This window comes from Chryseobacterium sp. 2P (assembly GCF_059579425.1).
This window is the reverse complement of the sequence record NZ_CM184194.1, coordinates 4102268-4126341: the sequence shown is the minus strand read 5'-3', so window position 1 is coordinate 4126341 and position 24074 is coordinate 4102268. Positions and strand designations below refer to the sequence as shown.

Annotated in this window: 22 protein-coding genes; 12 read left to right on the top strand and 10 right to left on the bottom strand. The window is 35.6% G+C overall.

All coding sequences use genetic code 11. The features are described 5' to 3' along the window. The first annotated feature begins 19 nt into the window (after positions 1-19). The 3 genes from AC52CF_RS18765 (at position 20) to AC52CF_RS18755 (ending at position 4386) form a co-directional block, all read left to right on the top strand. Positions 20-1510 carry an NAD(P)/FAD-dependent oxidoreductase gene (locus tag AC52CF_RS18765; protein ID WP_496517555.1) on the top strand — a complete coding sequence of 497 codons (1491 nt, stop codon included), beginning with the start codon at positions 20-22 and terminating at the stop codon, positions 1508-1510. 63 nt (positions 1511-1573) lie between these two features. Further along, positions 1574-2599, top strand: a complete 1026-nt coding sequence (locus tag AC52CF_RS18760) for a hypothetical protein (RefSeq protein ID WP_496517554.1) — start codon at positions 1574-1576, stop codon at positions 2597-2599. A 29-nt stretch (positions 2600-2628) separates the two neighbouring features. Continuing rightward, positions 2629-4386: a discoidin domain-containing protein gene (locus AC52CF_RS18755; RefSeq protein WP_496517553.1), complete on the top strand. Its 1758-nt coding sequence runs from the start codon at positions 2629-2631 to the stop codon at positions 4384-4386. A 60-nt stretch (positions 4387-4446) separates the two neighbouring features. Here the strand turns inward: AC52CF_RS18755 and AC52CF_RS18750 are convergent, their stop codons facing one another. The 3 genes from AC52CF_RS18750 to AC52CF_RS18740 all read right to left on the bottom strand — a co-directional run bounded on the left by AC52CF_RS18750 (position 4447) and on the right by AC52CF_RS18740 (position 8479). Beyond that, positions 4447-5274, bottom strand: a complete 828-nt coding sequence (locus AC52CF_RS18750; RefSeq protein ID WP_496517552.1) for a GLPGLI family protein — start codon at positions 5272-5274, stop codon at positions 4447-4449. 10 nt (positions 5275-5284) lie between these two features. Beyond that, positions 5285-6136, bottom strand: a complete 852-nt coding sequence (locus AC52CF_RS18745; RefSeq protein ID WP_496517551.1) for an alpha/beta hydrolase fold domain-containing protein — start codon at positions 6134-6136, stop codon at positions 5285-5287. An 81-nt stretch (positions 6137-6217) separates the two neighbouring features. Continuing rightward, positions 6218-8479 (bottom strand): TonB-dependent receptor domain-containing protein, encoded by a 2262-nt coding sequence (locus AC52CF_RS18740; protein ID WP_496517550.1) that lies wholly within the window; start codon positions 8477-8479, stop codon positions 6218-6220. A 326-nt stretch (positions 8480-8805) separates the two neighbouring features. Here AC52CF_RS18740 and AC52CF_RS18735 point away from each other — a divergent pair, with 326 nt between their 5' ends. After that, positions 8806-10587 carry a carboxypeptidase-like regulatory domain-containing protein gene (locus tag AC52CF_RS18735; protein ID WP_496517549.1) on the top strand — a complete coding sequence of 594 codons (1782 nt, stop codon included), beginning with the start codon at positions 8806-8808 and terminating at the stop codon, positions 10585-10587. Between the two features lie 60 nt (positions 10588-10647). On the opposite strand, the gene AC52CF_RS18730 is transcribed toward AC52CF_RS18735, so the two are convergent. The 4 genes from AC52CF_RS18730 to AC52CF_RS18715 all read right to left on the bottom strand — a co-directional run bounded on the left by AC52CF_RS18730 (position 10648) and on the right by AC52CF_RS18715 (position 15103). Then, positions 10648-10986, bottom strand: coding sequence for a DUF3817 domain-containing protein (locus tag AC52CF_RS18730; protein WP_214588363.1), 339 nt, complete (start codon positions 10984-10986; stop codon positions 10648-10650). Between the two features lie 88 nt (positions 10987-11074). Then, positions 11075-11659, bottom strand: coding sequence for a nicotinate (nicotinamide) nucleotide adenylyltransferase (nadD, locus tag AC52CF_RS18725; RefSeq protein WP_087707954.1), 585 nt, complete (start codon positions 11657-11659; stop codon positions 11075-11077). Positions 11660-11668: 9 nt separating this feature from the next. After that, positions 11669-13381, bottom strand: a complete 1713-nt coding sequence (gene recJ, locus AC52CF_RS18720) for a single-stranded-DNA-specific exonuclease RecJ (protein WP_214588364.1) — start codon at positions 13379-13381, stop codon at positions 11669-11671. Positions 13382-13480: 99 nt separating this feature from the next. Next, positions 13481-15103 (bottom strand): ABC-F family ATP-binding cassette domain-containing protein, encoded by a 1623-nt coding sequence (locus AC52CF_RS18715; RefSeq protein ID WP_214588365.1) that lies wholly within the window; start codon positions 15101-15103, stop codon positions 13481-13483. 205 nt (positions 15104-15308) lie between these two features. Between AC52CF_RS18715 and smpB the strand changes: the two genes are divergently transcribed. From smpB to AC52CF_RS18690, 5 genes are all read left to right on the top strand, one after another. After that, entirely contained in the window at positions 15309-15767 is a 459-nt protein-coding gene (smpB, locus tag AC52CF_RS18710) for an SsrA-binding protein SmpB (protein WP_214588366.1), read from the top strand. A 77-nt stretch (positions 15768-15844) separates the two neighbouring features. Next, positions 15845-17335 (top strand): OmpA family protein, encoded by a 1491-nt coding sequence (locus tag AC52CF_RS18705; RefSeq protein WP_214588367.1) that lies wholly within the window; start codon positions 15845-15847, stop codon positions 17333-17335. 94 nt (positions 17336-17429) lie between these two features. Next, positions 17430-18170, top strand: a complete 741-nt coding sequence (locus tag AC52CF_RS18700; RefSeq protein WP_214588368.1) for a YebC/PmpR family DNA-binding transcriptional regulator — start codon at positions 17430-17432, stop codon at positions 18168-18170. 58 nt (positions 18171-18228) lie between these two features. Beyond that, on the top strand, positions 18229-19056 hold the full coding sequence (locus AC52CF_RS18695) for a UDP-2,3-diacylglucosamine diphosphatase (RefSeq protein ID WP_108411045.1): 828 nt from the start codon (positions 18229-18231) through the stop codon (positions 19054-19056). Next, a complete protein-coding gene (locus AC52CF_RS18690) occupies positions 19053-20024 on the top strand; it encodes a glycosyltransferase family protein (RefSeq protein WP_375180816.1) in 972 nt (323 codons plus the stop codon). The genes AC52CF_RS18695 and AC52CF_RS18690 overlap by 4 nt, the downstream gene beginning before the upstream one ends. Here the strand turns inward: AC52CF_RS18690 and AC52CF_RS18685 are convergent. Beyond that, the gene (locus AC52CF_RS18685) at positions 20013-20303 is read right to left on the bottom strand and encodes a GNAT family N-acetyltransferase (RefSeq protein ID WP_076394996.1); all 291 of its coding nucleotides are present in this window, start codon (positions 20301-20303) and stop codon (positions 20013-20015) included. The genes AC52CF_RS18690 and AC52CF_RS18685 overlap by 12 nt on opposite strands. Before the next feature lie 49 nt (positions 20304-20352). Then, the gene (locus AC52CF_RS18680; protein WP_214588371.1) at positions 20353-20709 is read right to left on the bottom strand and encodes a helix-turn-helix transcriptional regulator; all 357 of its coding nucleotides are present in this window, start codon (positions 20707-20709) and stop codon (positions 20353-20355) included. A gap of 126 nt (positions 20710-20835) precedes the next feature. On the opposite strand from AC52CF_RS18680, the gene AC52CF_RS18675 reads away from it, so the two are divergent. From AC52CF_RS18675 to AC52CF_RS18665, 3 genes are all read left to right on the top strand, one after another. Beyond that, positions 20836-21147 (top strand): hypothetical protein, encoded by a 312-nt coding sequence (locus AC52CF_RS18675; RefSeq protein ID WP_271160269.1) that lies wholly within the window; start codon positions 20836-20838, stop codon positions 21145-21147. A gap of 9 nt (positions 21148-21156) precedes the next feature. Further along, a complete protein-coding gene (locus AC52CF_RS18670) occupies positions 21157-21954 on the top strand; it encodes a GLPGLI family protein (protein WP_076395001.1) in 798 nt (265 codons plus the stop codon). Positions 21955-22119: 165 nt separating this feature from the next. Then, entirely contained in the window at positions 22120-22626 is a 507-nt protein-coding gene (locus tag AC52CF_RS18665; RefSeq protein WP_375180818.1) for a hypothetical protein, read from the top strand. 702 nt (positions 22627-23328) lie between these two features. Here AC52CF_RS18665 and AC52CF_RS18660 read toward each other — a convergent pair. Next, the gene (locus tag AC52CF_RS18660; protein WP_108410658.1) at positions 23329-24069 is read right to left on the bottom strand and encodes an RDD family protein; all 741 of its coding nucleotides are present in this window, start codon (positions 24067-24069) and stop codon (positions 23329-23331) included. Between the last annotated feature and the right edge of the window lie 5 nt (positions 24070-24074).

The following is a 24074-nucleotide window of genomic DNA, read 5'->3' as shown; positions in this document are numbered from 1 at the left end:
TAAAAAAGGCAAGTCATTATTGCTAAAAATCACCGGAACCAATCATATTTTAGGGCACAAACTCTGGGCAAAAGATTTCCCTCAACCTACGGAAGAAATTCGCACAAAGTATCTTATTGTTGGTGGAGGAATTTCAGGACTTTCGGCGTGTAGATTTTTCAGTCAGAATCAGGAAAACAATTATCTGTTGCTCGAAATGGAAAATCATTTAGGCGGAAACTCTTCTAACGGACAGAACAAATTTTCAAAATTTCCTTTGGGAGCGCATTATTTGCCATTACCGAATAAAGAAAATACTGAAATCATCGAATTTCTGAAAGAATGCAAAATTTATCAGGGAGACTATGAAAACGGCGATCCGATTTTAGATGAATATCAGATGACTTTTCCGCAACAGGAACGGTTGTTTTTTAAAAATTCATGGCAAAATGATCTTGTTCCGCAAAATGGCATTTCCAAAGAAACAAAAGCGGAATTTGACCGGTTTTTTAAAATGATGGATCATTTTCAGCATCAAAAAGATGCCGAAGGAAAATATTGGTTTGCCATTCCTGTTCACGATTCCAGTCGTGAAGATGAGGTTTTAAAACTGGAGAAAATTATTTTCAAAAACTGGCTGAAACAGGAAAATTTTACATCTGAAGAATTACTCTGGCTGTTGGATTATTCCTGTCGCGACGATTACGGTTTGGGAATCGATTATGTTTCAGCTTGGGCTGGAATTCATTATTTCGCCGGAAGAAAAAACAACTGGAGCAAAAAATACAAAGATCAGGTTTTTACATGGCCGGAAGGAAATGCAAGACTGGCAAAACATTTTTCAAAATATACAGAAGGAAAATCTTCATCGAATAATTTAGTTTTTGAGGTAAAAATTAATGATAAAAATGTTGAGGTTTTAAGTTTCGACAATATTCAGAAAAAGACAAAAAAGATCGTTGCTGAAAAAGTTCTGTTTGCGACTCCGCAATTCGTCAACGAAAGAATTTTCAACAATAAAAGGGCTGAACATTTTAACTATGTTCCGTGGCTTTTAACAACGATTACTTTACAAAACGATTTCGGAGGAGACGAAGAATTGGCTTGGGATAACGTAATTTACGGTTCCGATGGTTTAGGCTATATTTACGATCAGCATCAGAATGTAAACCAGATTATGGGTGAAAAAGTGATTACGTACTACAGAAGTTTTTCTACCAATGATTGTAAAAAAGCAAGAAAAAAATTATATGGTCTGAAAGAAGATCAGTTGAAATACCTTGTTTTGGAAGATCTGAAAAAAGCCCATCCTATGATTGAAGATTTTATCCTTGAAATGCAGTTTCACAAAATCGGTCATGCGATGATTGCGCCGGTTCCGAACCAGATTTTTGGAAATTCAGAAAAAGCAAAACAGCCGATTGACGGAAAAATTTTCTTTGCCCATTCTGATCTTTCGGGAATTTCAATTTTCGAGGAAGCTTTTTATCAGGGATGGAGAACCGCGAAAGAGATGCAACAATTTGATTAAAATTAAAATAAGAATTCAAACCTTATAGGTTTTTAAAACCTATAAGGTTTCCCCAAAATAAAAATGAAACAACCCTGGATACATAAAGCAAAAACAGACGGCTGGTTTATTCTGTCGCCACCTTTCATTATTTTGCTGATTGTTTTCTTATTTCAGAAACAGATTCAGGGACTGGAAAATCATTATTCCTTTTACACATGGCTTTTCCTGATTGTTTTCGTGGATGTAGCGCATGTGTATTCAACGTTATTTAAAACGTATTTCGTTAAAGAAGAAGTCAGGAAAAGAAAACTGTTGTACTATGGAATTCCTGCATTGAGCTGGATTTTAGGGTTGATTTTATACCAGTTCGGAAGTCTTACCTTTTGGTCGGTGTTGGCTTTAATTGCTGTTTTTCATTTTATCAGGCAGCAATATGGTTTCATGAGAATTTATGCCAGATTTGAACCCAATAACTGGAGTAATAAATTGGATGAAATTGCGGTGTATTCTGCCACAATTTTTCCGATGTTGTATTGGTTTAAAACACCGAGAGCTTTTACTTGGTTTGTCCAAAATGAATTCAACTGGCTTCAGAATCTTCCGGATTATATTCCAGTCATTAAGATTTTATATTTCGGAATTTTAATGATTTGGATCGTAAAAACGGTTTATGAAATTTTCAAATCAAGACAATTTAACATTCCAAAAATCGCTTTAATTTCAGGGACTTATCTTTCGTGGTATTTCGGAATTGTATACTTTAATAACGATTTGGTTTTCACTTTCCTGAATGTCATTTCACACGGAATTCCTTATATCGCCTTAATTTACATCAGAGAAATTCAACAAAAAGACGATCAAAATCTAAACCGTCTTTCTTTATTCAAATCTGCTTTCGGGATATTTTTATTTATTATCGTCATTCTGGGATTTGCATTTTTTGAGGAATTTTTATGGGAAATATTGGTTTGGAACGAACATTTTTCATTAAATCTGAATGTTTCGTTAAATTGGTTTCAGTTTTTAGTTCCTTTATTAGTCGTTCCTCAGCTTACGCATTACTTATTGGATGGCTTTATTTGGAGAAAACCGAAAAAAGTTAATTAATTTTGTCCTCAAAGTTAAAACATATGAAAATGCAGAAGTGCCTCCTTTCATTCATGCTTTTGTTGGGATTTTTTAGTTTAAATGCTCAGCAGAAGACATTTTGTAACCCGATTAATATTGATTACGGGTATACTCCGTTCGAAGTTTTTTCAAAACAGGGAAAACACCGTGCTACGGCTGATCCGGTAATTGTTAATTTTAAAAACAAGCTCTTTCTTTTTTCCACCAATCAGGAAGGATACTGGTATAGCGACGATATGCTCGACTGGAAGTTTGTCCACCGAAAATTTTTAAGAGACAATAAATATACTCACGATCTGAACGCTCCTGCAGTTTGGGCAATGAAAGATACGTTATACGTTTTCGGATCTACATGGGAACAGGATTTCCCGATCTGGAAAAGTACCAATCCCACCAAAGACGACTGGAAAATTGCTGTCGATACTTTAAAAGTCGGAGCATGGGATCCTGCATTTCATTACGATGAAGACAAAAACAAGCTGTACTTGTATTGGGGATCAAGCAACGAATGGCCTTTGTTGGGAACTGAAGTAAAAGTTAATACGCTTCAGTCGGAAGGTTTTGTAAAGCCTACGATCAGGTTAAAACCGGAAGATCACGGCTGGGAAAGATTCGGGGAATACAATGATAATGTTTTCCTGCAGCCTTTCGTAGAAGGAGCGTGGATGACGAAGCATAACGGAAAATATTATCTTCAGTACGGAGCTCCTGCAACGGAATTCAGCGGATATTCGGACGGAGTGTATGTGAGTAACAAGCCTTTAGAAGGTTTTGAATATCAACAGCATAATCCGTTTTCTTACAAACCGGGAGGTTTTGCAAGAGGAGCAGGACACGGTGCAACGTTTGAAGACAATTACAAAAACTGGTGGCACATTTCTACCATTTTTATTTCAACCAAAAATAATTTTGAAAGACGTTTGGGAATCTGGCCTGCCGGATTTGATAAAGATGATGTAATGTATTGCAACACGGCTTACGGAGATTATCCGACGTATCTTCCGCAGTACGCTCAGGGAAAAGATTTTTCGAAAGGACTTTTTGCAGGTTGGATGCTGCTGAATTACAATAAGCCGGTTCAGGTTTCATCCACTTTAGGCGGTTATCATTCCAATTATGCGGTGGATGAAGATATTAAAACGTATTGGAGTGCCAAAACAGGGAATTCAGGAGAGTGGTTTCAGACGGATTTAGGAGAGGTTTCTACCATTAATGCGATTCAGATCAATTATGCCGATCAGGATGTTGAGTTTATGGGTAAAACGCTGGGTAAAATGCATCAGTATAAAATCTATGGTTCCGATGACGGTAAAAAATGGAATGTTATTGTGGATAAAAGCAAAAACACCAAAGATGTTCCTCATGATTATGTAGAACTGGAAAAACCTGCAAAAGCGAGATTTCTGAAAATGGAAAATCTGAAAATGCCCACCGGAAAATTTGCATTAAGCGGTTTCAGAGTTTTTGGAAAAGGAGCGGGAACTGTTCCTCCAAAAGTTCAGAATTTTGTTCCGTTGAGATCGGATCCTAAGAAATACGGCGAAAGAAGAAGCATCTGGATGAAATGGCAGCAGAATTCCGATGCAGACGGATACGTCATTTATTGGGGGAAATCTCCTGAAAAATTGTACGGAAGCATTATGGTGTACGGAAAAAACGAATATTTCTTCACCGGAGCCGACAGAGCGGATGCGTATTATTTGCAGATCGAAGCTTTCAATGCTAATGGTGTTTCGGAAAGATCGGAGATTTTTAAATCGGAATAAAAATATAATAAACGCTTTGAGTTTTTCAGAGCGTTTATTTTTTTAGTAATAAAGAGAATATTAATTTTTTATAATATCCCATCTTAAAAGATTATTCCTTTTCTCTAAAGCTTTTTTATTGTTTCTTTCCACCATTCTATAAAATTCGGAATCTGATATTTCTTTTCCGTTACCGTCAAAAAAGATTTGTTTCAGATCATTGTTATCATTGTTCCGCTGCGGAGAAGGATTATCGAAATAATTTTTTAAAATAGTTTTGAAATAATTTTCTGTTACTAAAATAAGCTTATGTCTGAAATAATATGGAAGTTCTTTCGGATCTGAATTTCGAAGTGATTTTATCTCTACGAGCTGAAATGAAATTCCTTTCTTCTCGTCTTCTGCTTTTACAATTAACCCAGGTAAGCCATGGAGCAAATAAGGACCGTCCTGAATGGGAATATCAGTTGTAAACCAGACTGTCCATTTTCTGTTATAGAATGTAGTTGTTGCTTTTTGAGCTAAAAAATTTAAAATCTTTTCTTTTTCAGGAAAGATTTTCCATTTAGGTTTTTTCTGCATGTTTACCTGATAATAATTCTGACAGCTTGTATACAATGTCATATTAAAATCTGGATAATTTTTTACAATAACGTCTAAATACTGAATTCCCTGATAAGGAAATTTATCTTTCGGTTTCTCTTTAATTCTTACTAAAGAGTCCTGTTCGGGAATATCGGAAGAATAAAATCGGGAACTGTTTTTATGAATATCAAGATTCAGAAATTCTTTTTTCTTAATATCAAGATGCGTGGAATCTTCTGCGAAACTGTATTCGTAAACAAAACGTTTATTTTGAGATTTATATAACTGAGCTGTTATTAAAAGAAAAAATACTATTCTGTACATCTAAAGAATTTTAAGGATTTATATTCTTCATAAACCCCTCAATTTTATTGACCAGAAAATCTGCATTGGAAGACTGATCCCAACCGAGGTGATCTCCGGTAAATTGATACGATTCATGATAGACTTTGTTTTTTGTGAGAGAGGAATCTAAAGTTTTTTGCTGAGATGGTGGAACCACATGGTCATTAATTCCGTAATAAGAAAGGGTAGGAGCAGAAGTTGGATTAATCCAGTGAACTGGACTCCCGAAATCCATAAGCGTTGTTTTGCTGTCAACGATTTTAGGATCGATCAAATATTTTTCTACAAAAGCATAATCTTCATAATTTTTAAATCCGGGATCATTCAAATCTGTAGGTCCGACGATATTGATAACCGCTTTTACCTTTCTGTCCGGATCAAATTTATAAGCATACAACATTGCTAAATGCGCTCCTGCGCTATTCCCGAGAAGAATATATTTGGGGTAGATTTTTAAGGTTTTTTCTAAATAGTTTATGGCATTGGTAATATCATCCGTTTGATTGGGAAGAGCAAAGCGTTTGGATGATGCAAGGCGATAATCCAGATTGATAAAAATATTTTCAGGAAATTTTTTCATCAGATCATAGGTGAAATCTGTAAGCTGAGATTTCCTTCCGCCGCGCCAACCGCCACCGTGAATAACTACGAAAACATCTTTATCTTTTAAAGAAGCCTTAGGAATATAAACGTCCATTTTCTGTTCCTTATCTTTTCCATAGGAAATATTTTTCTCTATGGTGAAAGACTGACCGTTGCCTAAATCAATGGTGTTTTGTTTACAATTTAAAAGTGTAAGAAGAAATAAACCTGTTAAAACAATTAAACGACTCTTCATCATTGAATTTTAATTAAAAATAAAAAAACTCGCCGATTTCTCAGCGAGTTTACCACAAAAATGATTTATATGAAGAAATGATTGTTATCTGGTTCTGTTTTTAATTTCGTCTGAAGCACTTTCGATGTTTCTTACCTTTTTCACTTTCTGGTTTCCGAAATTGTAAGTAATGCTTACATTAATGCTTCTTTTGTACATGTCGTTTTTAATGTAGTTGTAATTTCCGGAAGCCTGTAAATCTTCAATTTCCACTACGTTGGTTCTTAAAACATCATTCAGATTTACCGCAAAAGTCCAGTCGTTCCAGTTTTTCTTAATGCTCAGATCTAAACTCGCTAAGTTTTTCAGCATACCAAGTTCTATCTGCTGTTTATCCACATAGAAGAAATTTACGCCTAAGAACCATGTTTTCTTTTTGTCTAAACGGATGGTATTGTTACTGGTAATCACCATACTTGCAGATTTTCTGTTGTTTACATAAGTGTCAAAAACCTGTCCTGTTGTAGGATCTGTATCTAATGTTCCGTTGTTGATGTTATACTGAACACCCGCATTGAAGTTTAATGTAAGATATTGCTTGAATAAAGATTTCTGAATTCCCAGCATGGCAGACATTTCCTGCTTGTCTCCGAAATTGGTTCTGATGTAGGCTAACTGAACTCTTTTCTGATTGGTTTTCGGATCAATATAGCTTCTCTGCAACGGAACCTGCGTAATCTGGTCTTTTTCATAGGTATGATTCAAAATCAGGAAGTAAGAATTTTTGTACATATATGTTAACTCCTGATTGTAAGTGGAAGATGCCTTTACGAAAGGATTATTCTGGGTATAATTATCTTCTGTGATCAGATTCTTTACAGGGTTCAATTCCCAGAAGCTTGGTCTTCTCATTCGGCTTGAAAAGGAATAGGAAATATTGTTCTTATCATTAATAGCATAATTAAAACTCAAATAAGGTAAAAGATTATTATAATTTCTTTCGATCTGCTGATTGGTTTCTACATTGTTTTTCCAACTGTCTGCGGTTCCTAAGCTGTTCGTGATTTCATATCTTGCCCCGATTTTTCCCGAGAACTTATCCGAAAACTTCTTTTCAAAAGTTACATACAGGCCATAAATATTTTCATTGTAAATAAAATGGTTAAAATCATTTTGAGAAGCTAACTGGTTACCGGAAAGATCGTATGGATAAGCGTAGTTTTTGGTATCGTTGTCTGTTTTTGTTTTATTGTAATTTCCTCCGGCAGAGAACGTAAAATCGTTTTTAAATTTCTGAATATAATCCACCGTCCCGGAAAAATTATTGATAACCTGCGGAAGATCCTGAATTATTTTGCTGCTGTTTTGTGTGAAATTTCCTGCCGCATCCTGAATCAGCGTGTTGTTATTCGTGTACTGAAATCTTTTATAATTAAGATAAGCTGCATTCACGTTCAGTTTGCTTCCTAAAGAATCAAGCTTTACTTCATAGTTTAAATTTACAGAATTGTTGTAACTTCTTGCGTCCTCTTTATTTTTGGTTTTAGTGTAGGCGGTTGAAAGTATATTTCCGTTAGTATCATATTTTGTAATCGTGTTCATCAGATCAATCGTAGAATTGTAGCTTTTGTTTGCCCATGTATTCCATGATAAAGCCAGATTACTTTTGTCATTCAACAGATAATCAATATTCAGATATCCGCCTAAATTTTTGTTTGGATCATCAATATTCCCTACAGATTCATTCTGTACATTTTCAGATCGGTTTCTGAGAATATAAGACTGCGGATTGATATTTTCGCCACCGCTAAGATTCGCATTAATTCCCAGTTTGTCTTTTCTGTAATTTACGGAGAAACTGGCGTTGCTTGCATTGTATTTACTCTGGGTATTAGACATTCTCATGTTTCCGCTGGTTCCGTCGCTCATTTTTTTCTTCAGCACGATATTGATGATCCCATCGGAAGATTCCACCTGATATTCACTTCCCGGAACCGTAATCACTTCAATTTTTTGAATATTTTCTGCGGGTGTATTTTTCAGAAACTGAACCAAAGATTCCGCATCCATATTGCTTTTTCTGCCGTTAATGTAGATCAGCGCATTATTTTTCCCTGCAATTTTTAACGTTTTATCGTCCGTTGTAGACAAAAGAGGAGTCTGCTTCAGAATATCGAACGTTGTATTTCCTTTTGCAATCGGAGACGCAGCAACATCATAGACAAAACGGTCGCTTTGTTTTTTGAAAACCTGCTTGGTTAAAGTAACCCCTTCTATGCTTTTTGTTTTTACAGTATCTTTTTTGGTTTGCTGTGCGAAAGATAATCCACTGAAGAATATAGCTGCGATAAGAATGGTCGTTTTCATGATATAATATTTTAGAGAGTTTAATAGCTTGTATTTGTTATTATTTAACATTGCAAAGATATATAATAAATTAAGTATCTTGCAATACAAAGTACTTAAAATGTTTTTAATTAAAATTTAACTATTTGATTTTCAGTTAGTAAAATTTTGTATAAAATTTTTAATCGTAGTAGGTTTGCTATTTATTTAGACAATTCAAGTCTGAATTCTATTACACGGCTCCAAATAATTTTCAGTTTTTAAATAATAATTAATTAAAATCTCAATAAAAAGAAAAGTGAATGTATTTTATGATTAATTTAGTTAAAACTTAAAAATATTAGCATATGAGAAAATTTTATCTCCTTTTTTTGTTGTTATCATTAATTTTTTCCTGTAAAGATGAATCTTTCATAGAGATCGATAACAACACGTCGAATCCCCAATCCAATTATAATTTTGGAAATGATGTACAAAAAAACTTTCAGGGCGTGGTTTTAGACATCAATGGTGCACCTGTTTCCGGTGCTGCGGTTACCATAGGTACAGCTACAGTCACCACGAACCTCAAAGGTTTCTTTACATTTAAAAATGCCTCTGTAAAAGAAAATTTTGCCCATGTAAAAGTTACAAAAGCAGGATTTGTAAATGCTTCGCGTGTTCTGGTTCCTACCAATGGAATGAACAGAGTAAACATCATGATGATTCCTGCAGCCACAACTTCCACAATTTCTTCGGGTTCAAGTTCTACGGTTTCTCTTCCGAACGGAACAAAAGTAAAGTTCGACGGAAGCTTTAAAGATGCGAACGGAAATGCCTATACAGGAAGTGTACAGGTTGCTTTGTTTAATCTGGCCTCCTCCAATCCCTATCTTAATGAATTGATGCCGGGATCACTGCTTGCGACAAATTCAGGCGGGAACGCGAGAGTCATGGAGACTTTCGGGATGGTACATGTTCAGCTGACAGGAAGTTCCGGACAGAATCTTCAGATTGCTAACGGACATACCGCAGAAATTACAGTACCTATTGACGCTTCACAGACTTCCTCTTCTCCGGCAACGATTCCGCTTTGGTCTTACAATGAACAAACAGGAATGTGGAATGAGGAAGGTTCTGCCACAAAAGTCGGAAATACTTATGTGGGAACAGTAAGCCATTTTTCCTGGTGGAATTATGATGCTCAGTTTGAGCAGGCAACCATGAAAGTAACAGTGAAAAATACTGCAGGACAGGTTCTTCCGAATATTAAAGTAACTTTAAAGAGAGCCTCTCAAACGTATGAGACTTATGGTATAACGGACAATATGGGAATGGTTTCGGGAATTGTTCCTGCAAATGAAGTCCTTAATTTAAAAGTTTATGATATTTGTAATAACGTCATTTATACTTCTAATGTAGGACCATTTCCGGCAGGAGTTATAACAACGATAGCAGATATTACAATTAATCCTTCTGCTTCAACAAGCTATACCATCCAGGGAAATTTGAAAACCTGTGCCAATACAGATGTTACAGACGGTTATGTGATATTGCGAAATGCTACAGGAACAAACTATTTCAATTATCTTTCGGTTCCTGTAAATGCCAATGGAAGCTTTACCATGAGTACTTATTCGTGTACTTCAAATCCACAGTTTATTTATGAAGGATTTGATGTTGCCAATCTTCAGACTACCGGAGAAGTTACTTTTACAGCAACTACCAATACAGTTAATTTGGGAAATATTACGGTTTGCAATTCTGTAAGCGAGTTTGTCAGTTATAAAATCGATAATCAGGCAGTGACTTATGTTCTGGGATCATTTAACGCACAATGGTCCGGACTTACTTCGCCTACACCGAATTTACCATCAAAACAGCTGAGAATAAACTCTGTAAATCCTGCAGGACCATACTTTTCCATGACTCAGAACAATATGATGGGCGTTGCTGCAAGTTTTACTACGGATTATATGTTTGAGCTTTCGGGGGCAGTGATTACACCGAGCAACGGAAATTTAACCGTCAATATCTCTACTTTCGGTGTGGTTGGAGATTATATTGATTTCACAGTTAACGGAACTTATACCAATACAACAGGAAGCCATACGTTCACAGCAACTGGTCATGTGAAACGCGATATGTAAAAATCATTACATTCTAAAATTTAAAAAGGACCGAAAAGGTCCTTTTTGTATGTTTAGGTATTACTCTCTGTCGAAACGGGCAAGTTTTTTATCAATCCAGATCGTGGCAAATGGGAAGAAGGCGGCAATTAAGGCAAAAACACTGTCTTCATCGTCCCAAACGTAAATTTTTCTTACCGCAGGTAAAAAGATTAGATAAAGAGAAAAAAAGAATCCGTGAATGCTTCCGATGGTGCTGATGTAAACAATAGGAAGAATTTCATCGGGATTGGTGCGGATCCAGATCATTGCCGTGAAAAGAAAAAACCACGAAACGGCTTCTGCAAGGCAGATATTTTTAAACCACTTAATGATCTTTTCCTGAGGATATTTTAAGAAAAATTTTTCGATGAAGTTCATAGTATTGAATTGAAAATTCGGTTTATGAGTTGAAAAAAATTGCAATTATTAATTCTAAATTCTAATTTTTAATTTTCTAAATATAAAATTACTTATAAAAACTGCTCCCATCCAGATAATCAAAAACTTCGGGAGGAAGCATCGGTCTTACATTTTTTCCGCTTTTAATCATGTTTCGGATTTCTGTTGCGGAAAGTTCAATAACCGGCGCGTTGATTAGAGAAATATTTTCGTGCTGAAGGTATTCAGAATCTTTCTTTTCACCTTCAAAAACTCTCGGATAAACAATGATGTGATGATTCTTAATTAAAGTTTCAGCATTCTTCCATTTATGAAGGCTTTCCAGATTGTCTTCTCCCATGATTAAACTAAAAGAATAGTCGGGATATTTCTCATGAAGATAAGTAAGTGTATCAATTGTATAACTTGGCTGTGGCAATGAAAACTCCACATTTGAAGCGCGCATTCTCGGATAATTTTTTACCGCAAGCTGCACCATATCCAGTCGGTTATGATCTTTTAACAAAGATTTTTTTTCTTTAAAAGGATTTTGCGGACTTACCACAAACCACAATTCATCCATATCGGAATTTTCCAGAATGTAATTGGCTAAAATTAAATGACCAATATGAATCGGGTTAAACGAACCGAAAAATAAACCAATTTTTTTCATAACCAACTTCTAATCCCTGAATTTTACATCTTTAATATTCAGATAATGCGTTACATTCCCTTTCCAGTGGTTTTCTTCCAGCGTAAAGGCAAGATCAAAATATTTATTTCTGAAATCATCGGCAAACTGTCCTAATTTAAAGCCTACACATTCAATATTTCTTCCGGTGGATTCCTGCTTGATATAGAATTTAAGATGATTATTATCTTTCCCCATCGTTTTGATATACCCCGAAATTTTCTGATTCGTTAATGTAAGAATCGGTTTCATATTATGAGGTCCGAAAGGTGCCAGTTTTCTGTGGAAATTGATAAATTCCCTGTTGATTTCATCAATCTGTATTTCCGAATCTATCGTGATCGAAGGCTCTTTCTGATGTTCTTTGATTTTTTCGGAAACCACCCGTTCAAATTTTTCTTTGAAAGCCGCAAATTTTTCTTTCTCCATAGAAAGTCCTGCTGCAGCATGATGTCCTCCGAATTTTAAAAAATATTCCGAACACATATCCAGTGCTTCGTGAACATCAAAATCTGAAACTGATCTCGCCGAAGCCACCATTTCCCCATTATTTCCATCGGTAAAAACGAGAGTAGGTTTGTAGTAGGTTTCAATCAGTCTCGAAGCTACAATTCCGATCACTCCTTTATTCCATTCCGGATGATAAACGATGGTTGTATATTTTGTTTCCTGCTGAGATTCAATAACCTGATTCAAAGCAGAAAGGGTAGAATTCATATCCAGTTCACGCCTTTCATCGTTAAGATTCATGATGTCGCTCACGATCTGATGGGCGTGTTTCAGGTTATCCGAAACCATAAGCTCAACGGCTGCTTTTCCGTGCGAAATTCTTCCGGCAGCATTAATTTTCGGCGCAATTTCAAACACAATATTTGAAATTTCAAAATGAGAAAGCTTGTCTTCAGGAATTAATAATCTTAAGCCTAAATTTCTCGTTTTTCGAAGAGTTTTCAGTCCCATTTTAGCCAAAACCCTGTTTTCTCCGGTCATTGAAACGATATCTGCGGCAATGGAAATCGCAAGAAGATCTGTTAATTCAAACAGTTCTGCTTCAGGAAGTTTATAAATCGTATTCAGTCCCTGACAAAGTTTAAAACCAACTCCGCAACCGGAAAGTTCTTTGAAAGGATAGCGGCAGTCGCTTCTTTTCGGATCCAGAACAGCAACAGCGTCAGGAATTTCTTCGCCGGGTAAATGGTGATCGCAGATGATAAAATCAATATCAAGACTTTTGGCATAGCTGATCATGTCTAATGCTTTGATTCCGCAGTCTAAAGCGATAATTAGCGAAAAGCCGTTTTCTTTCGCAAAGTCGATTCCTTCGGTGGAAATTCCGTACCCTTCAGAATTTCTGTCGGGAATATAATAATCTAAATATTTTTTCTGAACAATTTTGCTGAGGTACAGATACATCAGTGCAACGGCAGTTGTTCCGTCCACGTCATAATCTCCGTATACCAATATTTTTTCTCCATTCTCAATTGCAGTGGCGATCCGCTCTACAGCTTTTTGCATATCTGCCATTAAAAACGGACTGTGAATGTCGTTAAGGTTGGGTTTAAAAAATTCTCTTGCCTTTTGATAATTGTCAATTCCTCTGAGAACGAGGAGTTTAGATTCAAAAGTTCCAAAACCAAGAGACGAACTTAATCCATCCACAATTTCCTCATCGGGTTCGGGCTTGTAAATCCATTTTTGACTCATTTCACAAAAATAGGGAATTATAATTTAAAAGAAAAGTTTATTGTTGAAGGGGAAGTGTTAAAAAAAACCGTTCAGCAGTTGAACGGTTTTTAAATATTTTTAAGAATACATTTTCTCTCTTAATTCTTTTACTTTCTTATCAGCAAGATATTCATCGTAAGTCATTTCTCTGTCGATAATTCCGTTTGGAGTAAGTTCGATGATTCTGTTACAGACTGTGGAAAGCATTTCGTGGTCATGAGAAGCCAGTAGAATATTTCCTTTAAAGTTAGACAGTGAGTTGTTCAATGTCGTGATACTTTCAAGGTCTAAGTGGTTTGTAGGTTCATCCAGTAAAAGAACGTTAGCTTTCTGAAGCATCATTCTGCTGAACATACATCTCATTTTTTCACCTCCTGAAAGTACTTTACATGATTTTAAAGCTTCATCTCCTGAGAAAAGCATTCTTCCTAAAAATCCTCTTACGAATTCTTCATGACGCTCTTCATCATTTTTCGTGAATTGTCTTAGCCAATCAACCAAACTTAAATCTTCCTGAAAGAAGTTTGTATTATCTAAAGGCATATGCGACTGGTTTGTAGTAACTCCCCAAGCAACAGTTCCTTTGTCTGCTTCTACATTTCCTGCTAAAATTTCGAAAAATTCTGTGATTGCCAATGAATTTTTAGACAAAACAGCAACTTTATCTCCTTTTTTAAGATTTAAATCGATATTTGAGAATAGTAATTCTCCGTCTTTTGTTTTTTCAAGACCTTTTACATCTAAAATCTGATCTCCCGCTTCTCTTTCCATTTCGAAAATAATGGCAGGATATCTTCTTGAAGACGGTTTAATATCATCAATGTTTAATTTATCGATCATTTTCTTTCTTGCAGTTGCCTGTTTAGCTTTTGCAACGTTTGAACTAAATCTCGCGATGAAGTCCTGAAGTTCTTTCTTCTTTTCCTCCGCTTTTTTGTTCGCCTGAGCTCTCTGTCTAGTTGCTAACTGAGAAGCCTGATACCAGAAAGAGTAGTTACCTGTGTAAAGATTTAATTTAGCATAATCTAAGTCACCGATGTGCGTACAAACCGTGTCTAAGAAGTGACGGTCGTGAGATACAACAATTACTGTGTTTTCGTAATCTGCCAAGAAATCCTCCAGCCAAGAGATCGTATCGATGTCAAGGTCGTTCGTAGGCTCATCCAGAATAAGTACATCCGGATTTCCGAAAAGCGCCTGAGCCAAAAGAACCTTTACTTTGTCTTTGTTCTCAAGTTCGCTCATCATTTGCCAGTGCATATCATCTTTAATACCTACGTTAGAAAGCATGGTCTGTGCATCAGATTCTGCAGTCCATCCTCCCATTTCATCGTAGATTACACCTAATTCTCCGGCTTTAATTCCGTCTTCATCAGAGAAGTCTTCTTTCGCATAAAGCGCGTCCATCTCTTCTTTTATCTCGAATAATTTCTTGTTACCTCTCAAAACCGCTTCAAGCACAGTAAATTGATCATAAGCAAAGTGATCCTGCTCCAGAACAGACATTCTTTTTCCAGGTTCCAAAGATACGTGTCCTGTTGTCGGGTCCTGCTTTCCTGTTAATATTTTAAGGAATGTAGACTTTCCTGCACCATTTGCTCCGATAATTCCGTAGCAGTTTCCTTTCGTAAACATAATGTTTACCTCGTCAAAAAGAACTCTTTTCCCGAATTGTAAAGATAAGTTAGATACTGTTAACATATAGTTTTGTAAATTTGGCGCAAAAATACGAAAAGAATTTGGGTATTTCGCAATATTGTAATAGTCAGGTTTTTAAATGTGGGGTATTTTTTATATATTTCATTCATTAAATTAATAAAACGCAGAAAAAAAATTTCAGAAAAGATAAATTTCACCTGCAACTTTATTAAATTTTTACATCTTATAAATACAAAAGGATTTTAAAATGAAGATTGAAAAAACAGTCAATATATTAAACCGAAGAGCCAGATTTGAATATGAAATTCTGGAAGAATACGATGCGGGAATGGTTTTAACAGGTACGGAAATAAAATCTTTGCGTTCTTCAAAAGCATCTATCGCAGAATCGTTCTGTCAGTTTATTGATGGGGAATTGTACATCATTAATATGATGATTGATGAGTACAAATTAGGAACTTTTTACAATCATAAAACAAAAAGGGAACGGAAATTGCTCTTGCACAAAAAAGAGTTACAGAAATTAGAAAAAAAGTTAAAGGATGCAGGGAACACTGTTATACCTCTTAAGTTATATATCAATGACAGGGGAAAAGCAAAGGTTCTCATAGCGCTGGGTAGAGGGAAAAAACTCTTCGATAAAAGGGAGAGCATAAAAGATAGAGAAAATAAACGAAACCTCGACAGAATATTAAAGAAAAGTTAAAAATCATCTGAAAAACTTTGTATATAAAGAAAAATTATATTTATTTTGCATTATCAATTATTTAATCATTTAATTCTATGAAAAATCTAAAATTAGGAATTTCAGCATTGGCACTTACTGTTGCTTCTACTGTGTTCGCTCAGACTACCAACAATCCGTGGTTGATCGGAGTTGGTGCTCACGCGGAAAACCATTTGGCACAGAGAACCAATTTCAGTAATACGTTCTCTGCTAATAATTTGACGAAGACAATGTTCAATATGAACAACTTCTCTATTACTCCGCCATTATCAAAACTTACTGTAGCTAGGAACATCGGTAAAGGTTTGGTGATCGACTGGCAGACTACTGTTGGAAATGTTGAGAACAAAAGATTCAACATGGGTAAAGAGTTTATGTTGATGACAGGTTTAGGTTTCCAAGCGAAGGCTGCAGGTCTTCTTTGGAACGAAGAATCTTGGTTTGATCCATATTTAAGAGTTGGTGCTAACTATTTAAGACACGATTATACTTCTCTTACTTTCCCTAGAACGGATGCTAATGGTGAAGTTGTGGCGAATGGAGATAGCGGAAACGAAAACGGTAAAGCTAACTTCTTTACAGTTGCTACTGGTGCAGGTGCTAACTTCTGGTTAACTAAAAACTTCGGTTTAGGTATTCAGGGAGATTATGTATCAACTCCGGGAGACAAATCTAACGTTGCTAACTTCTGGCAAGCTTCAGCATCTTTGAACTTTAGATTTGGTAACAGAGATAGAGATAAAGATGGTATCTTAGATAAAGACGATTTATGTCCAGATACACCAGGTTTACCAGAATTCCAAGGATGTCCTGATACTGACGGTGACGGAGTTCCAGATAAAGACGATCAATGTCCAGATGTGGCTGGTCCGGTTGAAAACAATGGTTGCCCTTGGCCAGATACTGATGGTGACGGTGTAATCGACAAAGATGATGCTTGTCCTACAGTTGCAGGTCCTGCTGAAAACAACGGTTGTCCTTGGCCAGATACAGACGGAGACGGAATCTTAGATAAAGATGATGCTTGTCCTACTGTTCCAGGTCTTCCAGAATACAACGGATGTCCTAAGCCAAAAACAAAAACAGCTGAAGAATTAGAGAAGAGCTTTGGTAGCGTATTCTTTGATTTCAATAAAGCTACTATCAAGGCTGAGTCTAAAGGCGCTCTTGATTCTGCTGCTGATCTAATCAAAAAAGATGGTGGTAACTATCTATTAGAAGGTAGAACTGATGCTAAAGGATCTGAAGCTTACAACTTGAAATTATCTAGAGAAAGAGCTGCTGCTGTAGTTGCTGCTTTGGATGCAAGAGGTGTAGACGCTAACGCTCTTAAATCAATCGGTGTAGGTAAAGCTAAAGCTAAAATTCCTGCTACTGCTTCTGATGCTGAAAGACAAGTAGACAGAAAAGTAGTTGTAACTGCTATCGAAGATGCGGCTCAGTGGGAATCTCTTAAAAAGAGAGACTACGAAGATCCAACTCCGGTAAAAGTAGTTAAGAAAAAAGCTCCAGCTAAGAAAAAAGCTCCGGCTAAAAAGAAAAAATAATTAAATTTTTCTAAATATAAATACCTCCAGTTCTCTGGGGGTATTTTTTTTTCGTTCACTTTTAAGTAATTTTGTTGAAAATTAAAAATATAAAATGGGAAGAGCGTTTGAATATAGAAAAGCTTCTAAAATGGCCAGATGGGACAAAATGGCTAAAACATTTTCTAAAATAGGTAAAGATATTGCATTAGCGGTGAAAGCCGGAGGTGCAGATCCTGAATCTAATCCTGCATTAAGAAGATGCATCCAGAATGCAAAAGGAGCAAACATGCCGAAAGATAACGTAGAAAGAGCGATTAAAAAGGCAAGTGGTGCAGATGCAGAAAGCTACGAAGAAATTACTTACGAAGGTTACGGACAAGGCGGAGTTGCATTTTTCGTAGAATGTACTACTAATAACCCTACAAGAACGGTTGCCAATGTAAGAGCTATTTTCAATAAGTTTGACGGTAATCTTGGTAAAAATGGTGAGTTAGCTTTCATCTTCGACAGAAAAGGAATTTTCACCATAGAATTATCTCAAATTAAAATGGATTGGGACGATTTTGAAATGGAAATGATTGACGGCGGAGCAGAAGACGTAGAAAAAGACGAAGAAGAAGTTATGATTACAACAGCTTTCGAAGATTTCGGTTCTTTATCTCACAAGCTTGATGAACTGGGAATTGAAGCAAAAAGCGCAGAACTTCAGAGAATTCCGAACAATACAAAAGAAGTAAACGAAGAGCAGTTCAAGGCAAATATGAAAATGCTTGAGCGTTTCGAGGATGATGATGACGTGCAAAACGTATATCACAACATGGAAATTACAGAAGAGTTGATGGAAACTCTCTAAAAAAATAATATAACATTCATATACAGTTAACTTTCAAGTAGTTTCTTTGCATAAAACTATGAAAAGAAACGTCGAATTAGTTGTTATATCGGATGTTCATCTGGGAACTTACGGATGTAAGGCTAAAGAATTACTGCGATATCTTAATTCTATTCAGCCTAAAACTTTAGTTTTGAACGGAGATATTATTGATATCTGGCAATTCAAAAAGTCTTACTTCCCTAAACCCCATTTAAAGGTCATCAAAAAGATATTGTCCTTTGCCACAAAAAACACAGATGTTTTCTACATTACCGGAAATCATGACGAGATGTTCCGGAAGTTTACCGACTTCCAATTGGGTAAACTTAAAGTCTGTAATAAAATCTGTTTAGACATCGACAATAAAAAAACATGGATCTTTCACGGAGATGTGTTTGACGCCTCTGTTCAGCATTCGAAATGGATTGCAAAACTGGGAGGAAAAGGCTACGATTTATTAATTGTGATTAATAATGTTGTGAATTGGTTTTTGGAGAAAATGGGTAAAGAAAAATATTCATTTTCAAAAAAAATTAAAAACAATGTGAAGAAAGCGGTAAAATACATCGGGGATTTTGAGCTGACTGCTTCCGAACTTGCCATCGACAATCATTACGATTATGTAGTTTGCGGACATATTCATCAGCCGCAGATTCGGGAGGTGATTAATAAAAAAGGTTCCTGCACGTATCTTAATTCCGGCGACTGGATCGAAAATCTTTCCGCACTGGAATACAATAATAACGAGTGGAAGATTTTTTATTATGACGAACATAAAGATTCTTTAAAAGATGATACCGCAGAGGAAATTCAGGAAATCGATAGTGATGAACTTTTAAAAATAGTAACCAACTTCAGCCAATGAAAATTTTATACGCCTTTCAGGGAACAGGAAACGGACACGTCGCACGTGCGCAGGAAATCGTTCCGATCCTGAAAAAATATGCTTCTGTCGATACACTTATCAGCGGACATCAGTCCCAGTTAAAGGCTGATTTTGATATTAATTTTAAACACAAAGGCGTTTCCCTTCTTTACGATAAAACAGGCGGTTTATCCTACCGGAAAACGTTTACAGACAATAGTTTTTTAGAAGCCTTCAAAGCGATCCGCGAAATAGAGCTTTCTCAGTACGATTTAGTCATCAACGATTATGAACCTTTAACGGGATGGGCTTGTAAATTCAAAAAACATCCGATGATAGAACTCAGTCATCAGGCTTCCATGTTGTTTAAAGAAACGCCGAAACCGGATAAAAAAGATTTTTTCGGGGAAATGGTGCTGAAATATTATGTCCCGGGCGAAAGAAGAATTGGTTTCCACTTCGAAAATTATCATCCTCAGATAAAAAAGCCGGTCATCAGAAGGAAAATCCGAAACCTGAATCCCGACAAAAAAGGTTTTTATCTGGTGTATCTTCCGAGTTTTTCGGATGAAAATATCATTAAAGTTTTAAAGCAGATTCCTGTAGAATGGAAAGTTTTTTCCAAATATTCCAAATTGCAGTTTAAGGAAAATAATGTTGAAATTTTTCCGATTGATGAAATTCAATACTTAAAAGCGTTTGAAAACTGCGATGGTATTCTCTGCAATGCAGGTTTCGAAAGTCCCGCAGAAGCACTTTTTATGGATAAAAAACTGTTCGTAATCCCTATTCATAATCAGTATGAACAGGAATGCAACGCATGTGCTTTAGACAAGATGGGAATTCCGAATTCTAAAGTTTTGAAACTGGAAGAAATACAGAATTGGGTAAACTCCGATCAGCATCTGAAAGTAGATTATCCCGATGATATTGAAGAAATCTTGGTGAACGAAGTTTTAGCGCTGTAAAAAAATATCTTCTACGTCCTTCATTCTCATCATCACAGATCGCGCGTAAGAACAATGCGGGTAAACTTTCCAATTGTTTTCGCGGGCAAACTTTATGGCTTCTTCTACCAGATATTTTCCCATTCCGCGACCTTCAAATTCGGGATGAACCAGAACGAAGGAAATAATGAATTTGCTGTCTTCGGGGAAAATAGTGTACGTTAATCTTCCGATTTCTTTTACTTCATTATTTAAAGTAATTACACCGCCATTTCCCGATTTATTATTTTCAAATCTCATAACTTAAACTTTTATGAAGCGTAAAATACAAAAACTGCACCGCGAAAGGTTATTTGTATTTTGCGATTTCTGCTTTTAGTGCTTCAATTTCTGCTTCCAGTTTATCGATGTATTTCTTCTGAGATTCCCACAAAGAAAGCGGAATGTTGTAATTATTGGTATTAACAATTCCATTACCTGTAGAATTGTCGTTAAAAATAAAAACTAAACTCTCTTCATTTTCATAAACCTCTTCGAAAGGAACTTCCAATACTTCGGCAATTTTCTGCCATTCCGATAAAGAAATTTTTGCCGTTCCTTTCTCTCTTCGGTTGTAGTTGGAAACATCCATAGAAAGGATGTCTGCCATTCTTTCCTGGCTGATGTTTCTTCTTTTGCGGGCTTCGATGAGTTTTGTTTTTTCCATTACTGTAAAGTTTAGTGTAAAGATAAATTTTTTGCGAAAAATCGCAATAAAATCGCAAAAAGAAAATTATATTTAATTGTACTAAATTTTTATTTTTGATCTGTTTAACAAATGAAAAAAAAGCAGATGAAAAAATTATTTTTAATTGCAACCGTCTCTTTTGTAGGATTTTTAAGTGCAAAAGACACGGAGGAAAAGAAACCATCCAAGCAAACAGAAGAGACCAAAACTGAAAAATGTGAAAAGGAATCTACTCCGCAGCAGTATTGCCAATCTTATCTGATGGTAGTTTGGTGTAATTCTAGCGCAAATGCCGTAGATACGGTTTGTTATGAACTGGGCGATGCAGATTCCAAAGCACATGCCTATGCCTGTATGAGAGAAAACGGAGCTTTGTACAATGAATATGTTTGTGGTTCGCCTGATTATGGTGGTTAAAATTTTTAAATGATGTCTAAAAAGTTATATCTATTTTTCATATTATTTTGCAATAATTTTTTGTTTTCCCAAAAAGCGGACAGCTCTTATATTGAATGTAAATATTTAGTTACCTTTTTAATTGATACAGCCAATATTAAAACTCAGAAAAAAGAAATTGCATCTTTATTAATCGGCAGGAAATCGTCTATTTTCAAAAGCAATCAAAAAGCATTTGCAGATTCTTTAGGAATTAAAATGATTGAAAAAAGTATGAATAATCCTGTTGATGGACAGGTTGTAATCAATGCTTCTGCTCTTCCTTCGGCTAAATTTAAACCGGAAGTTTTTTATAGTGATGGAAAAGTAACCATTTATGATAATATATCAAGAGATGGATATCGCTATGATCTCAATAATAAAATAGAGTGGAAGCTGGAATCTGGATCGAAGATAATACAGGGCTATCAATGTAAAAAAGCTGTATGTAAATACAGAAAAAAAATTATGATAGCATGGTATACAGACGAAATTCCAATTCAGGAAGGACCTTACTCCTTTAAAGGATTACCAGGTTTAATTTTAGAAATATATGATGATAAAAATTATTTTAATTTTTCTTTAGTTGGCTTGAAAAACACTAAAAAACCTATCGGATCTTTACCTAATGGTATTGATACAACTTACGAGAAGTTCTACAAAAAAAGAAAAGAAAGAATGGATGATCCTTTAAGTTCATTTTTTGGAACTTTCGGAAAACTTCCGCCAAAAGGAAGCGAAGAAGCCATAATCAGGAATATTAGAAATATCAATAATTTTTTAGACTAAATTTAATTAAACAAAAGAGGGCTTTCTAAAATTTAGATGCCCTCTTATCATTTCACAAAGATTCACATTGTAAGATTTCTACAGTTTACAAAGCAAAATCTAATGAATATGGAACAGAATATCTTATTGAAATTCTGAATAATATTAACATTATAAAAAACTAAAATGCCAGAAAGATCAAATTTAAATTATTTCGCTTATCATTTCTTTTGGCTTCCTGTAACGGTGGGAGGGCTGTATATTTCCATTCAGTATTTTGTGGTGTACCATCTTCTGAATTTTGGGAATTATGATATTCTTTTTACCATAACGTCCTGTTTGCTTCTGTCGTTTATAAATTTAGGTTTTTCCCTGATTGGTAAAGAAAGAAACCAGTTTGTAAAAGATTTTTCAGAATACGTCATCATTTTATACCTCTCGTGTATGTTGTCTTTATTCATTCACTTTTGCAGGTTCAATTTTGGAACAGTAAGGCGCTGCGTTTTAGATATTGATATTTCAGAAGTGAAAAATATGCATGATGTGGCGATACTTTTTACATCCGTTATCAACATCATTTTTCTTTGCATCATCCGTAGATATAAACTAAAAATTAGAGTATTGCATTTTGTACTGTTGATTTTGGCAATGGTTGCTCAGTTCTTTTATACACGTAGTTTTAGAATGATTTAGTTTGAATATTATGTCATTTCGATGAAGGGGAAATCTACCAAATACAATCCTAAAGACGCCTTTCAGCATGACAAACTTTGCTCCGGATTATCTAAACGCGAAGTTTTTGTTTTGAGAATGAATATATTAAGGGAGCAATGTGAAGGCAGATCTCATCTGTTAAGAAGCGCGCTTCATCATCCGTCTGCGAGGGAGTATCTTTGCTTCTCTTTAATGAGGTGAAAACTTTTTCCTTTGCGTTTAGATTGCAGTCTTCAAATCAATAAAAAAATGTTTGTATAAGCATTTGATATTTTTTTCAGAATCATCTGCAAAATCCGCCAAATCTGCGGGAGCTTTCATAAACAGCTCTGTCATTTCGACGAAGGAGAAATCTATCAAATATAATCTTAGAGATGCTTTTCAGCATGACAAACTTTGTTCCGAATTATCTAAACGCAAAGTTTTTGTTTTGAGAATGAATATATTTAGGCAGCAAAGTGAAGGCAGATTTCATCTGCTAAGAAGCGGGCTTCATCATCCGTCTGCGACGGAGTACCTTTGCTTCTCTTTAATGAGGTGAAAACTTTTTTCTTTGCGTTTAGATTGCAGTTTCTAAATCAAATTAATAAAAAATATTTGACGAATTTTTCAGAATCATCCGCAAAATCTGCGGGAGTTTTTATAAGCAGAGTGGTTTTAAAATATTTCAAATTCGCCTTTCTAACTGTCTTTCCCCGTATAATAATTGTAATCCTTAATAACAACCCCGATGAACTGTCTTTCTGTCATTTTGGTAGGATCTACTTCCAGCTTCAGAATTCCTTTAATTTTATCAGAAAGTTTGCTGATGATTTGTCGGTCGTCCACTCGTAAAGCTTTCAGATAATTATCTTTGATGATTCTCATGTCATTATCGCTTAAAGCAATGACCTGCGGAAAAGTAGGAACATAATCTTCTTTAATGTTTTCCAGAATCGTATGCGAAATATTGATGTTGTTTTTTAAAGAAATAACGGCGGTTCCCGATGCAATATCTCCCAAACGCTGGTTGTTTTTGGAAACAATGGCAGAGATAAGACCGATAATAGAAATATCGATGATCCTGAAAACCCAGCGAATCATATAATCTCCGAATCCCGCCTGATAACCGTCGATTTTCACCACACGGATTTTCATGACTTTTTTTCCCGGAGTCTGCCCTTCCATCAGGCTTTCCAGAACAAGCGGATAAATAGCAGTCGGGAAAAGAAGAATGCTGTAAATAGCAATAATCGACCACTGATCAAGCCCGTCCATCACATATCCCAGATTCAGAATATTGAAAAAAAGATACAGAATAGCGATGGTGTAAGCAATTTGAATAAGAAGATCGATAATATAAGCAAGAAGTCTTTCTCCAACACCCGCAATGTTGAAATTAATATTTACATTTTGTGAAGTATTTATCGCGATTTGAGACATTATTT